Source organism: Shewanella benthica KT99, assembly GCF_000172075.1.
Lineage (GTDB): Bacteria > Pseudomonadota > Gammaproteobacteria > Enterobacterales > Shewanellaceae > Shewanella > Shewanella benthica_A.
This window is the reverse complement of sequence record NZ_ABIC01000003.1, coordinates 24598-37453: the sequence shown is the minus strand read 5'-3', so window position 1 is coordinate 37453 and position 12856 is coordinate 24598. Positions and strand designations below refer to the sequence as shown.

Genomic DNA, 12856 nt, shown 5'->3' with positions numbered 1-12856 from the left:
AGGTAAAAATAATTTGCTTTGGGCGCGCCGTTAGCTATATACCTAGGCGCCAAACTAATAACGGTTAAGTTAAGCTTGTCCAAATCGGAGGGGGATTAAACGTGGCTGGCTCTGCAGTTTGTGTTGACCATGAAAGAGTATGCACTTTATCGCTGGACTCTGGCGATGACGCTGACAATGGAGCTTGAATTAAGATACCGCTGGCGTTGGCACAGTGAGAGATACATTCACCTGCCCCCATCATCTCGCATAGGACATCACAGTTGATAAGGAGATTGCCATCACTGGCAGTCATATTCGCGATCACCATGTCACATTTTTTCTCACCATGTTTCATGGTTATCTGGTGTTTTTGAGCAGAGCTTGCATCTGAGGAGTATGTAACTTGTGAGTTGAATGTTGAGCTCTGTGGAGCTTGGCCCATGGACATTTTCATTGATGCATTCGAGTTGTCCATCTCTGCCATATGAGCATGAGTAAATGCGTGCAAAAATCTTGGCATAGCCATCACAGGTGTAAGCATAAATTGCCCCACCAAAGAGATGATTAATACAAGATGTGTAATTTGCTTCAACATTTCTCGCTCTTAACTCGTTAAATGAATACAGTGCCGTTCTAATAGACCCAGCCATTATATAAAAAGTTTCAAACTTTGAAAATATTTTTTTGATCGAGGTCAATAAAGGGGTTAATAAAAGGTTTTTATATGTGATTTTAAATAAAATTTAATAACTATCAGTTGATTACGACTATCTCCTTGCTAAGTGCATGGGGTTGGTTTAACTTTAGCTAGAGTGAATATAATCGAGCTGAGTACAAATTTAGCTATTTCGCAATATAGAGTTAGAGCTAGATCTCATTTGCACTATTTCTCTCATATCAGGCGGTAAGATCTGGTTTATAATTTTTGTCATAGAGATGAAGTAACAATAAGTACTAAATAAAAATCATATATTACGGAGATGAGTGATGAATTGGCGTGCCCTATTTAAACCAAGTGCGAAATACTCAATATTAGCCCTACTAGTGGTTGGTGTTGTAGTCGGTGTTGTTGGCTACTTTGCTACACAACAAACTTTACATGCGACAAGTTCAGATGAGTTCTGTATGTCTTGTCACAGCAATCACTCTCTGAAAGATGAAGTGTTGGCTTCTGCACACGGCGGAGGTCGTGCGGGTGTGACTGTTCAGTGTCAAGATTGTCACCTACCTCACAATCCTATTAAGTACATGATTAAGAAGATCATCGTATCTAAAGATCTATATGGCTTCCTGACTATCGATGGCTTCAATACTCAAGCCTGGCTAGATGAGAACCGTAAGGAACAAGCCGATCACGCGCTTAAATACTTCCGTGCTACCGATTCAGCTAACTGTCAGCATTGTCATACTCGTATCTACGAGAACCAGCCAGATACTATGAAGAAGATGGCGAAGAGAATGCATGAGCGCAACTTCAAGAAAGAAGCCGATAAGCGCAAGACTTGTGTAGATTGTCACAAGGGTGTTGCACACGTTTACCCTAAGGGATAAGCATTAAAGGGCTTAGTGCCGATACAGAATAATCTAGAAAGCCCCATAGTTAGCACTATGGGGCTTTCTTATGCTTGTTGATATATAAACTAAACAAGCGTTCTTTATTGCTCCTGTATGAGTTCGTACCAGCTTGTATCATTCAAGTTACCTATACGCTCTCGTGCCATTGGGTGCAGGCGTCTTGCTTCGATAGCTTAGTCGGCTGAATATGCCGAAGGCGAGCACGTTTAGGTAATCGCTTTGGTGCAGAGTTAGCCGAGATTTGAATCGAGTATGAAAGATGACGACCTGAAAGGCGTGCATTAATAGGGTCACGGCAAATAAGATATTCAGGATACCGGCTAGGTACCTTCGAAGGGCTGAACTAAATTGTAGGCCATTATTAACCAGGCAAAGAGGGTAATAGTCTTACCGGTGATTATAAAAAAGTTGATAAACTTCATTTGCTTGTCTGTCTGCATTTATTATTACCGCTTACCGCTTATTGCTTACCGCTTACCGCTTATCGCTTATCGCTTACCGCTTATCGCTTACCGCTTATCGCTTACCGCTTACCGCTTATCGCTTACCGCTTATCGCTTACCGCTTATCGCTTACCGCTTATCGCTTATCGCTTACCGCTTACCGCTTATCGCTTACCGCTTATCGCTTACCGCTTATCGCTTACCGCTTATCGCTTACCGCTTATCGCTTACCGCTTATCGCTTACCGCTTACCGCTTACCGCTTATCGCTTACCGCTTACCGCTTATCGCTAAGAGCTTTTAAGGCTGATATTGATACAGACGGTAGATGACTTGACCCGCCTTCTTCTCTTTTAACTGCACCCAGTTAGACGGTACGCTTAGCTGTTCCAGCTCGCTTTCGGTCTCCACATAGATCTGAGCATTTTCCTTGAGCCAGTTATGTTCTGCGATTAACTGAATACTTTTCTCGGCGAGATCCTTTCTAAACGGAGGGTCGATATAGACGATGTCGAAGCCTTCCTGAGGCTCAACAGCTAATAATTTAAGGGTATCGCCTTTGATGACATCGGCCATAGATGAGTCACACTTGAGGTTTTTTAGATTTAGTTTGAGTTGCTCTGCCGCACTGGCTTGGAGCTCGAAAACCTTGGCATAGCTTGCGTAGCGAGAGAGAGACTCGAAACAGAGCGCGCCACTGCCGCCGAAGCAATCGAGTATTCGGGCGCCAGTCAAATCACCTGCAAGCCAGTTGAACAATGTCTCTCTGATTCTATCGGTTGTGGGCCTTAAGCCTTCTAAATCGTGAATAGGTAGACGCCTCGAGCGCCACTGGCCCGCGATGATTCTAACTTGGCCACTGGAAGGTTTATTTTTTGCCATCTCTTTACCCATTTGTTTAGCTGGTTTTTGGTCTTAAGGGAGAAAGTGATAGACTGTTTCGCCCAATGAAAGGTGGTTATTTTACCCCAATGCTAGTAGAAATGGTGAAAACCTGAGGTTATTGCTGGGAAAGGCTTGTTTCTCTGCATATTTACCTCTTTCTTGTGGTTATAATATGGCCCAAAACCAGTTTGTCTGTATGGCGTTGCTAAAATAATTATTCGAATGATTATTTACTGGCGCGCAATAGGTAAGCAGCAGATAACATCAGATAAAAATTTAGATAAACAAATACATGATTGGATGGTTTCGCTGAGATTGTACATCGATAGAGTCGGCAGACCATCCAGTTTCAAAGTTAAGTCCGTTAGTTGAGCACTGGTATTACACATGGCAAAGAAAGGTTTTTTCTCCTGGTTTCGCAAAGATAAGTCAACAGATGAAGTCGAGCCCCCAGAGGTAGAGGTTGCGGATAACGCCGCAGAGCTAGCGATAAAAGAAGCCGAAGCTCTTGCTTTAAAAGAAGCCGCGGCACTAAAAGAGGCTCAGGCGAAGCAGGAAGCTGAGGCTATTGCTGCAAAAGAAGCCGAGGCTCTAGCAGAAAAAGAGGCCGCCGCGCTTGCAGAGAGAGAAGCGGCTGAACAAGAACGTCTTGCTGTAGAGGCTCTTGCCGAGAAAACGAGACAGGAAGCTGAGGCTCAAGCTGTAAAAGAAGCTGAAGCTCTAGCTTTAAGAGAGGCAGAAGCTCTTGCTCTTGAAGCACAAGAGGCTGCGGCGACACCAGAGGCTGAAAAGCAACCTGAACCACAGAAAAAGCCGGTTAAAGAGGGGTTCTTTGCCCGGTTGAAGCGTGGCTTAAAGCGTACCAGTGAGAACATTGGTAGTGGTTTTATCGGTCTGTTCAAGGGCAAGAAGATCGATGATGATCTTTTTGAGGAGCTCGAAGAGCAATTACTTATCGCCGATGTAGGTGTCGAGACTACCACTCGTCTGATCGATAGTCTGACCGAGCAAGCGAGCCGTAAGCAGCTTAAAGATGGAGAGGCCCTATATGAACTACTGCGTGAAGAGATGCAGAAGACCTTAGAGCCAGTATCTATTCCTTTGGTTCCAGAAAGTGCCGATGGTCCCTTCGTGATCTTGATGGTGGGTGTCAATGGTGTCGGTAAAACCACTACCATAGGTAAGCTCGCTAAACAATATCAGGCCGAGGGTAAATCGGTTATGTTAGCAGCTGGCGATACGTTCCGTGCCGCGGCCGTAGAGCAGTTACAGGTCTGGGGGCAGAGGAATGATATTCCGGTTATAGCGCAGCATACCGGAGCCGACAGTGCTTCTGTGCTGTTCGATGCGCTCCAGGCGGCACGCGCTCGTAATATCGATGTCTTGATAGCCGATACGGCAGGGCGTTTACAGAATAAAGTGCACCTGATGGACGAGCTAAAGAAAATCGTTCGGGTGATGAAGAAGTTGGATGAAAATGCTCCCCATGAGGTGATGTTGACCTTAGATGCTGGCACAGGGCAAAATGCGATTAGTCAGGCTGAACTGTTCAAGAAAGCGGTAGGTGTGACAGGTATTACGATCAGTAAGCTGGATGGCACGGCGAAAGGCGGAGTCATTTTTGCCATTGCCGATAAGTTCGGTATACCTATACGTCATATTGGTGTCGGTGAGCAGATAGATGATCTACGCACCTTCGATGCAAAAGACTTTATCGATGCACTTTTTACCCAAGAGCATAACGAAGAACAGAAGTAATTTATTTAGCGCTTAGCCAGGACTCTTTTCAGAGGGAAATGAGAACAGATGATTCAATTTGAGCAGGTCAGTAAAGTTTATCCAGGTGGGCAGAAGGCCTTAACTGATGTTAACTTTCATCTTAAACGAGGTGAGATGGCATTCTTAACCGGTCATTCGGGTGCCGGTAAGAGTAGCTTGCTTAAGTTAATCACTGTGATTGAGCGTGCTAATGCTGGCCGAGTGTCTATTAATGGACACAATATTGCCAAATTGTCTCGAAAAGATGTGCCGTTTCTTCGACGAGATATTGGCATGATTTTTCAGAACTATCACTTGTTGATGGAGAAGAGTGTTTTCGATAATGTCGCCCTGCCACTCGTGATCGAAGGATTTTCCCATGGCGAGATAAAAAAGCGCGTGTTAGCGGCGCTGGACATGGTTGGACTCTATGGCAAAGAGCGTCACCACCCCATCATGCTATCTGGTGGTGAGCAACAACGTGTGGGCATCGCCCGGGCGATTGTAAATAAGCCTCCTCTGCTGTTGGCCGATGAGCCGACGGGGAACTTAGATCCCAAGTTATCTATGGATATCTTGCGCTTATTCGAGACGTTTAATGACTCAGGTACTACGGTACTCATTGCTACACATGACTTAGGCCTTATCGCTAGAATGAAATATCGCATCTTGACGCTAAAGCAGGGGCGAGTGTTAGGAGGGGAGGAACTTACTTCTGCTCCGGCAAGCCCATTAACCGTTTAAATCAATATGATGTCTAATGGCACACAGGGAATGACATGAGCAAGAAGCCTCAGCTAACCAGAAGCAAGTTACCCATCTCAGGTCGTATTGTGATGTTCTTCATTCGCCATCTACAACATGCCATGGGAAGCATGGGTGAGCTCTGGCGTAATCCTGTCTCCTCAATCATGACTATGGCTGTGTTGGGGGTGAGTTTAAGCCTGCCGGCCGCACTGCAAGTCTTAGTTAAAAATGCCGAGACGATAACTCAATCTTGGAACAGCGCCGCCGAGATATCGCTATTTGTCGACGATGCTCGTAGCGAGAGAACAATTCAAAGCTTAATTACCCGGATTAAGGTTTACCCTGAAGTCAGCGAAGTGAGTTATATCAATCGAGAACAGGCACTCGAAGAGTTCCAGTCACTGTCAGGATTCGGTGAAGCCCTTTCTTATTTAGATACGAATCCACTACCGGCAGTGGTGACAGTGACACCGAGTCTCAGGTATTCGAGTCCTACCGGCGCACGTGAGTTACTCAAAAAGTTAGAACTGGAACCCGAAGTGAGCTTTGGCCGACTCGATATTGAGTGGTTGGAAAGACTACAGGCCGTGGTGAAGTTACTCGAGCGTACTGTGTTAGCCATTGCCGCCTTATTAGTGTTAGCCGTTGTACTCGTGATAGGTAATACCATACGTTTAGCCATCATGAGTCGTCGTTCCGAGATCGAAGTCATGAAGCTAGTAGGGGCGACAGAGGCCTTTATTCAGCGACCCTTCCTGTATACAGGGATCTGGTACGGCATCATAGGTGGCATCTTAGCTTGGATTATCATCAACCTTCTGGTCTGGTATCTCGACAGTGCATTGGCTGAATTATTGGGCTTATATGGTAGCCAGCTGCAGATGCAATCTCTTTCTCTGGTTGAACTTGGCCAGCTTGTGGGGCTCGCCTCTTTCTTAGGGTGGTTGGGATCATACCTCTCCGTTCGCCACCATCTGCGGGCGATCGAGCCTTCATAATTAGATGCTGGAGGGTCTGTAACCTTCAGCCTTATAGCTTTGTTGTCTTTGTCTTCAGCCTTACGGCTTTTCTTAGAGCGATGAGCTTTATGAACTAATCTTCACTTGCCTTGTCTATTCACTAGAGGCGACACTAGACACTATAAGAGTGAAATTTCATCTTAGGTGTGTTGACATAAGTTGTCAGATCACCTATAGTTCTCCACCCTGCCCTCTTTGCCTCGGTATTTAACAGGGGCAGGCCGTAACAAATACTTTCATCTTGTTGAAATAAGTCGGTGCTACACTCTGTCTTGTATATCGATGAATGTATTGTTAGCAGTATTTGTTAGACGAGTAAGTCGAGAAAGAATAGGAGCGTGAATGACTGATCAAACGCAATTAATGGCACTTGTGGTTCCCCATGGAAGCGGTAGCCTGGAAGCTTATGTCCATTCGGCACACAACATTTCTATGTTAGAAGCCGATCAGGAATACGAGCTTGCTAAGCGTTTACAGGAAACTGGTGATATACAGGCAGCGAAGCAGCTGATTATGTCTCATCTTCGTTTCGTTGTTCATGTTGCTAAGGGGTATGCCGGTTACGGCTTACCTCAGGCAGATCTTATTCAAGAGGGCAATATTGGTCTGATGAAGGCGGTTAAGCGTTTCGATCCTAATGTTGGGGTTCGCTTGGTCTCTTTTGCCGTTCATTGGATTAAAGCCGAAATTCATGAGTATGTGCTTAAAAACTGGCGCATAGTGAAAGTCGCTACCACTAAGGCTCAGCGTAAGCTGTTCTTCAACCTTCGTAAGGCGAAGAAGCGTCTTGGTTGGTTTAGTGATGCAGAAGTTGGCATGGTTGCCGAGAATCTGGGCGTATCTAAGGCCGATGTGACCGAAATGGAGTCACGCATGGCCGCTCAAGACCCTGCATTCGACCTTGTCAGCGATAGCGACGATGACATTCAGGACTATGCTCCTGCCCTGTATCTCGAAGATCACTCTTCAGATCTTGCGAGTCAAGTCGAAACTGATAACTTAGAGGCCAGCAATCAAACTCGCCTTCTGGCTGCCATCAAGACTCTCGATGAACGTAGCCAACACATTCTTCAGGCCCGTTGGTTGAATGAAGATAAGACGACGTTGCAAGAGCTAGCCGCAACTTATCAGGTTTCTGCCGAACGTATCAGGCAGCTTGAGAAGAATGCCATGAACAAGCTCAAGGGCTGCATAGAAGTGTAAAGCTTGCTAGCCTAAATGAGAGTCAATGAAAAACCTGCCGCGGCAGGTTTTTGTGTATATGGAACATTTATGCCTAGAACCTAGTTCCTAGATTCTAGGCATAAAACCGCCTCAATGATCTGTTTGCGCGATACCTTTAAACTGGTTTGCTCGACCTCGGGCCAAGGATAGTATTGGCGAGGGCGTTTAAAGCGGGCGGCTTGGCTACAGACTAAGGCGTCTAGTTCACTCTGCTGTGGGATATCTCCCTTGATTATCGCTGCTGGTAAGTTGCCAAACTCGTCATCAAACAGGGGGAAAACGATAGCCTCTTCAATCTCGGGGTGTTGTTTGAGTATCGTCTCTATCTCTTCGGGTTGGATATTCTCACCACCACAGATAAACATGTTGTCGCAGCGACCTAAGATGCATAGATTTCCGTCCTCGTTCCAATAGCCCCTATCTTCGGTAAAGAACCAACCATCAGGGTCCAATGTCAGTGTTATCTGCTCTGCACTTCTTGTAAGAGATTTGGTTAGAGATTGCGCTGCAGAATGAGGCTTGAGATAGCCAAGGAAGAGTGTTTCGCCCCTGACATAGATCTCGTTATCTTGGATCTTCAGTTCACGGCCCGGTAATAGATGACCACAACTGCCGTCTTCATTGGCAATACCTGTGGTGATCTGCGAGCCCATCTCTGTCATACCATAACTGGTGAAGCTGCGTATTTTTAGCGTTTCTAATTGGGCTAAGAGAGCTGGAGATATAGCCCCGCCGCCGAGCAGCAGCGCCTTCACCTGTTGCAGACTGCTGGCATCTTGATTCAACAGCCTGACCAGCTGAGTCGCCACCAATGAAAGGTGAGTGATCTTATCTGTGGTTAATTGCTCCGATAGTCTGGAGTCTCTATCTTGCAATACGACCGCTGCGCCGGCTAAGGCGCAGCGGTTGATGATCGCCAGACCGCCAATATGAAACACGGGCAAGGTGAGTAGCCAGCTATCGCCGTGCTCGAGAGGGATGAAGCTGCGGGAGCCCTCTGCATTGGCAATATGGTTATTGAGACTGTGCAACGCGGCCTTAGGCATACCACTGCTGCCCGACGTGAGAATGATGTTGGCAGCCAGCTCTGCATCGACTCTGGCCGGTTGAGATTGAGGTGGATAGGATCGGTCAGGTTGATATTTGGCTAAATGCGGCTGGCTCGTAAGGCTAAAGTCTAAGGAGATTACCCTATGGCTTAAGGCCTGAGTCAGCAAATCCTGGTGCAGCTCTCCCGCCCAGACATGGCTCAATGTGTATCTCTCGATTAGCTGAGTTATCTGTGCCGGGGGAAACCGTGGTGAGAGTGGACAGAAGAGTATGCCTTGGTCGATACAGGCCCAGTAGAGCATGACTAATTCGGGGGAATTACTGTCAATGCAGGCGAGACGGTCTCCTCCTGTTAAGCCTGAGGCTATAAGTTGCTCGCCCAATGCTATGACCTTCAGGCTCAGCTCTGAATAGCCGAGTGCTATGTTGAGACCCTTGCTGCGCCAGCTTATCGCTATCGAATGTGGATGAGTTTTCGCCGTCTGATGCAGGGGAGAGATAACAGGGACTCGTTGCAAGGGACCTCCTTTACCTAGACTGATTTGATCAAGGTGAGTTCATCACAGCTCAGGCATTTACTCTTGCCCGAGTCGATGATCAGATCGACGCTAAATGCAGCTAAGGTATCTAGCCCGGGGATCTCATCCGGCGACATTATCTGGTTTAATCTCGCTAAAGCCTCAATACCTAGGCTGGCCTCCAAGCTGGAGCTTAATATGGTGCGCACGCCACACTGGTCGGCTTCATGTTGTAAATTTTGTATCTTCTCTAAAGTGCCGATGAGCATAGGCTTGATGACTAGCGCCGTGAGGCCCGGCTGCATTTCAAACTTGAATTTAGCATCGTTGAGGGTCTCGTCCAATGCCCAGGGCATGCCTATGGCTCGATAGAACATTGGGTTGTCGTTATGGTCGATGCAAGGCTCTTCTATGTACTCGACAGCGTCTATCGGCAGACAGGCGGCAAACTCGATGGCCTGCTCTAAGCTGAAGCCTCGGTTGGCATCGAGTCTGAGTTTTAGATCGGGTCTTATGGCTAGCACCTGATGAACTAATTGGATCTCTTCTTCCAGTGAGGTCTGGGCGACTTTTATCTTAACTGAATGTGTTTCCCTAGGTAGGGCGCGCACTCGTTCGTGCAAGCTGCTAATTGGCTCATCTTGCCCGCGATAGATAAGCGGCACCACTCTAGTCTCCTGAAGTGACAGCTCAGTGTCATCGAGCTGGCCGATAAGCTTGCAATAGAGCAGGCTCAAGCCAAACGCGACTGATGGGTATTGAGTCTCTTCGGCGAGATCTAACAGCCGGATGATGTGTTCACCTATGAGAGACTCGAGTCGCTCTTCCAGCAGTAGGCTGACCTCTTGTGAGCTTTCAAGGCTGAAACCCATTAAGGGGCGGTTATCGATATCGAGACCCGACAAAGGGCTTATTTCAACCAATTCGGTGCGTAGGTCAGATGTCCCCTCGGCTGCTGAGTTCTGCTTCACTTGCAGCCTGAGAACCAGTCCGCTGCGTAGATTGATACGTTGCTTGCCGACAGGAAGCAGTTTATTCAGGGGGATCTGGTAAGAATATAGCTGAGCAGAGGAGATGATCATTGCGGGGTCTCTATGAGTTGTAAGATGAATTGCTGACAAAATTTATCCGCAGCCGCCAAGTGAACATCGTGCCCGGCCCGTTCGAATTGATGCACTGTTAATCTTGACTGACTCTGCCACTGCAGTGCCAGGGCCAAAAACTTACTATCATCCTTGCCGACGTAGTAATGGCTGGGAGCTGAAATCTGATTGGGTAACTGCATGAGATCTTCTTGAACGGCGAGTGATGTCGCCAGATAGATCGACTGCAGTGCCAGCGCACTATTATTGCTGCGCTTTTTGACCAAGGCTTGCCGTGCTACCACAGATAACTCGGAAAACACGCCTTGCTGGTACCAGGCATTGAGGAACTCATTCAAATTCAGGCTGGCGAGTCTGGAGTGCCACATGTTATCGTTTCTGAGTCTAGCCTCTCTATCGCTGGCGCTGATGAGTCCCGGGTGAGCGGACTCGAGATGTAAGCTAAGGAGCCGATCTCCGTATAGCCGGGCGATATGTAAGCAGATACGGCCGCCGAGTGAGTAGCCCAGTAGATGATATTTGTCTATGTGCAGCGCCGAAATCGATTGATGAACTGCCGTGGCCACCTGATACAAGCCGGGTGTGTCGAGTGACAATGCCGGGCTGCCTCCGTGTGCTGGCAAGTCGATGCAGACGCAGTAAAAATATTTGCTCAGCTCTGGCAGTAGAGGTGTCCAATCGACTCTACTCCCCAGGAAACCATGGATCATGACCAGAGCCGGCTTTACGTTATCACCATGGCACGTTAAGGCTAACATTCGCTCTGCTTGACCCAGGAAGCGATTTTAGTTATCTGTTCGCTGGCCTGCTCTTGTGCCACTGTCACTTCGATAACAGAGGGACCATCGAATTCAATGGCATCCTGATAGGCCGCATTGAAGCCCTCTATATCATCCACCTGATTGTAGGCGATGGCAAACATGGCGGCAGCATAACCAAACTCCAATCCGTGGGAGAGGCGGTAATAATCGTTTCTTAACTTCTCGTCATGGACGGGTAATAAGTTAAAGATGTTGCCGCCATTGTTGTTTAAGATCACCACGATAAAAGGTGTTTTCATGGTGCGTGCGATGGCAAGGGAGTTAAGATCGTGTAGCTGGGATATATCCCCAATGATTAAGGTGGTTGCTGTCTTGCTATGCTTGGCAATACCACAAGCAGTTGCTAATAATCCATCTATGCCTGATGCACCGCGGTTAGTGTAAGTGGAGCCGTACTCAGGGGTCATGGGGGCAAACATATCATAGAGACGCACGGGTAAGCTGTTGCCAATAAATAATTGCTGTGATGCTTGCTGCGATCTGGCGATAGTACGAATCACCATAGCCTCGCCGAATTCACCATTGTCTATCTGGTGTTGGAACAGGGTTTCCAGATTGTCATTGACTCGAGTCAGCTGCAAAGCCCAATTGTTCTGTGAAGATCTGGGCCAGGCTAGTGAAGCAAATGTGTGCAGATCACACAGCCAAACCTGTTTGGCGCTATGGCTGGGATCTAGCCTCATCTGTGTCGGTAGCACTTGCCAGTAACTCTGCCATTTTTGCTCGGCAAGATAACTGATTAATCGCTTCGATATAAGACGACCACCGAAAACTAAGACATGTTCGGCCTGTTGTAGAAGGGCTCTGGCCTTAGGCTGGTGCAGCAGTTGATCTATATTGCCAATAACACCTGGGTGCTGTCTGAGCTGAGATTGAGCATCTGTGAGTAACGGCCAGCCAAGCTTTTGTGATAACAAGATCAAGGCTTCCGGGGACTCTTGGGGGGACAGAGTACCGGCAATGATCACTCCCTTGCCATGAACGAAGCGTGCCAGTGCGTCCTGGCCTGGTATGCTCTGCAGTCTCGCCTTGCCATATTGAACATAGGGCTGACTGGTATGTTGCCAGGAGCCTAAGGTGCGCAGATATTCGCTGAAGTTGGCACTCATGGTCGAAGGATACAAGGGCTCTCGATACATGCAGTTGATGTGCACAGGTTGAGTCTGATTACTGATGGCTTCATCTAATGTTGCCAGCAGAGATTCGGGTCGAATAGCGAGACCCGGTGTAGGTAGATTTACCTGTTTAGCGTATTGAGAAAAAATCGCCGGCTGTACTATGGCTTGGTTGGCACCGCAGTCGAGCAGTTCTGGGGGCCTATCCCCGGACAGAACAATGAGAGGGACATGGGTCAACCAGGCTTCAATTATCGCTGGGTAAAGGTTAGCAACAGCCGTGCCCGATGTGGTGATGATCGCGACGGGGGCTCGACTCGCTTTCGCTAAACCTAGCGCCATAAATCCCAGGCCACGCTCGTCAAAATGCAGATGTTGTTGCAACTTTGTCTGTTTAGCGGCGGCCAAGGTCAAAGGCGTCGAGCGTGAGCCCGGCGCTATGCACACATGTTGTACGCCCAGTCGCGCAAGCTCCTCCAGAATAAGCGTGCCCCATAACAAGTTAAGTTCGGCTGTTTTTTCGATCTGCATAGATAGTTACCATAAAATTGATACCGCTAGTCTAGCGTGAAGTAAGCGAGATTTCTAAGCTAAACAACATAGTTTAAGGATTACTT

14 protein-coding genes are annotated in these 12856 nt (G+C 47.6%); 6 read left to right on the top strand and 8 right to left on the bottom strand.

Annotation, left to right across the window (positions count from 1 at the left end; all coding sequences use genetic code 11):
- Window positions 1-64: 64 nt before the first annotated feature.
- Entirely contained in the window at window positions 65-577 is a 513-nt protein-coding gene (locus KT99_RS01680) for a hypothetical protein (RefSeq protein WP_005496348.1), read from the bottom strand.
- Between the two features lie 392 nt (window positions 578-969).
- On the opposite strand from KT99_RS01680, the gene KT99_RS01675 reads away from it, so the two are divergent.
- Entirely contained in the window at window positions 970-1533 is a 564-nt protein-coding gene (locus KT99_RS01675) for a NapC/NirT family cytochrome c (protein ID WP_005496347.1), read from the top strand.
- A 147-nt stretch (window positions 1534-1680) separates the two neighbouring features.
- Here KT99_RS01675 and KT99_RS23455 read toward each other — a convergent pair whose 3' ends face one another.
- On the bottom strand, window positions 1681-1839 hold the full coding sequence (locus KT99_RS23455; protein ID WP_420038527.1) for a hypothetical protein: 159 nt from the start codon (window positions 1837-1839) through the stop codon (window positions 1681-1683).
- Window positions 1840-1877: 38 nt separating this feature from the next.
- Window positions 1878-1979 (bottom strand): DUF1145 domain-containing protein, encoded by a 102-nt coding sequence (locus tag KT99_RS23450; protein ID WP_420038526.1) that lies wholly within the window; start codon window positions 1977-1979, stop codon window positions 1878-1880.
- Here KT99_RS23450 and KT99_RS01665 point away from each other — a divergent pair, their 5' ends adjacent.
- Window positions 1980-2303, top strand: coding sequence for a hypothetical protein (locus tag KT99_RS01665; protein ID WP_157752171.1), 324 nt, complete (start codon window positions 1980-1982; stop codon window positions 2301-2303).
- On the opposite strand, the gene rsmD is transcribed toward KT99_RS01665, so the two are convergent.
- Window positions 2300-2881, bottom strand: a complete 582-nt coding sequence (gene rsmD, locus KT99_RS01660; protein ID WP_198401984.1) for a 16S rRNA (guanine(966)-N(2))-methyltransferase RsmD — start codon at window positions 2879-2881, stop codon at window positions 2300-2302. The two genes, KT99_RS01665 and rsmD, sit on opposite strands and share 4 nt — an antisense overlap.
- 390 nt (window positions 2882-3271) lie before the next feature.
- On the opposite strand from rsmD, the gene ftsY reads away from it, so the two are divergent.
- From ftsY to rpoH, 4 genes are all read left to right on the top strand, one after another.
- On the top strand, window positions 3272-4642 hold the full coding sequence (ftsY, locus tag KT99_RS01655) for a signal recognition particle-docking protein FtsY (protein ID WP_005496340.1): 1371 nt from the start codon (window positions 3272-3274) through the stop codon (window positions 4640-4642).
- A gap of 48 nt (window positions 4643-4690) precedes the next feature.
- Window positions 4691-5386 carry a cell division ATP-binding protein FtsE gene (gene ftsE / locus KT99_RS01650; RefSeq protein WP_005496338.1) on the top strand — a complete coding sequence of 232 codons (696 nt, stop codon included), beginning with the start codon at window positions 4691-4693 and terminating at the stop codon, window positions 5384-5386.
- A gap of 35 nt (window positions 5387-5421) precedes the next feature.
- Window positions 5422-6387: a permease-like cell division protein FtsX gene (ftsX, locus tag KT99_RS01645; RefSeq protein ID WP_005496337.1), complete on the top strand. Its 966-nt coding sequence runs from the start codon at window positions 5422-5424 to the stop codon at window positions 6385-6387.
- A 363-nt stretch (window positions 6388-6750) separates the two neighbouring features.
- Window positions 6751-7611 (top strand): RNA polymerase sigma factor RpoH, encoded by an 861-nt coding sequence (gene rpoH / locus KT99_RS01640; RefSeq protein ID WP_005496336.1) that lies wholly within the window; start codon window positions 6751-6753, stop codon window positions 7609-7611.
- A gap of 80 nt (window positions 7612-7691) precedes the next feature.
- On the opposite strand, the gene menE is transcribed toward rpoH, so the two are convergent.
- From menE to menD, 4 genes are read right to left on the bottom strand one after another with little or no spacing between them, the layout of a single operon-like run.
- Entirely contained in the window at window positions 7692-9200 is a 1509-nt protein-coding gene (gene menE, locus KT99_RS01635) for an o-succinylbenzoate--CoA ligase (protein WP_005496335.1), read from the bottom strand.
- A gap of 14 nt (window positions 9201-9214) precedes the next feature.
- Window positions 9215-10282: an o-succinylbenzoate synthase gene (menC, locus tag KT99_RS01630; RefSeq protein ID WP_005496333.1), complete on the bottom strand. Its 1068-nt coding sequence runs from the start codon at window positions 10280-10282 to the stop codon at window positions 9215-9217.
- On the bottom strand, window positions 10279-11061 hold the full coding sequence (gene menH / locus KT99_RS01625; protein ID WP_005496332.1) for a 2-succinyl-6-hydroxy-2,4-cyclohexadiene-1-carboxylate synthase: 783 nt from the start codon (window positions 11059-11061) through the stop codon (window positions 10279-10281). The genes menC and menH overlap by 4 nt, the downstream gene beginning before the upstream one ends.
- Window positions 11055-12770: a 2-succinyl-5-enolpyruvyl-6-hydroxy-3-cyclohexene-1-carboxylic-acid synthase gene (gene menD / locus KT99_RS01620; RefSeq protein WP_005496330.1), complete on the bottom strand. Its 1716-nt coding sequence runs from the start codon at window positions 12768-12770 to the stop codon at window positions 11055-11057. Before menD ends, menH begins: the two co-directional genes overlap by 7 nt.
- Window positions 12771-12856: the final 86 nt, after the last annotated feature.

What these genes read in the sequence shown, in the direction of transcription:
- rpoH (WP_005496336.1), top strand. Translation starts at nt 6,751, where the DNA reads ATGACTGATCAAACGCAATTAATGGCACTTGTGGTTCCCCATGGAAGC.
- menD (WP_005496330.1), bottom strand. Translation starts at nt 12,770, where the DNA reads ATGCAGATCGAAAAAACAGCCGAACTTAACTTGTTATGGGGCACGCTT.
- menC (WP_005496333.1), bottom strand. Translation starts at nt 10,282, where the DNA reads ATGATCATCTCCTCTGCTCAGCTATATTCTTACCAGATCCCCCTGAAT.
- KT99_RS01680 (WP_005496348.1), bottom strand. Translation starts at nt 577, where the DNA reads ATGTTGAAGCAAATTACACATCTTGTATTAATCATCTCTTTGGTGGGG.
- KT99_RS23455 (WP_420038527.1), bottom strand. Translation starts at nt 1,839, where the DNA reads ATGCACGCCTTTCAGGTCGTCATCTTTCATACTCGATTCAAATCTCGG.
- KT99_RS23450 (WP_420038526.1), bottom strand. Translation starts at nt 1,979, where the DNA reads ATGAAGTTTATCAACTTTTTTATAATCACCGGTAAGACTATTACCCTC.
- ftsX (WP_005496337.1), top strand. Translation starts at nt 5,422, where the DNA reads ATGAGCAAGAAGCCTCAGCTAACCAGAAGCAAGTTACCCATCTCAGGT.
- ftsE (WP_005496338.1), top strand. Translation starts at nt 4,691, where the DNA reads ATGATTCAATTTGAGCAGGTCAGTAAAGTTTATCCAGGTGGGCAGAAG.
- KT99_RS01675 (WP_005496347.1), top strand. Translation starts at nt 970, where the DNA reads ATGAATTGGCGTGCCCTATTTAAACCAAGTGCGAAATACTCAATATTA.
- ftsY (WP_005496340.1), top strand. Translation starts at nt 3,272, where the DNA reads ATGGCAAAGAAAGGTTTTTTCTCCTGGTTTCGCAAAGATAAGTCAACA.
- menH (WP_005496332.1), bottom strand. Translation starts at nt 11,061, where the DNA reads ATGTTAGCCTTAACGTGCCATGGTGATAACGTAAAGCCGGCTCTGGTC.
- rsmD (WP_198401984.1), bottom strand. Translation starts at nt 2,881, where the DNA reads ATGGCAAAAAATAAACCTTCCAGTGGCCAAGTTAGAATCATCGCGGGC.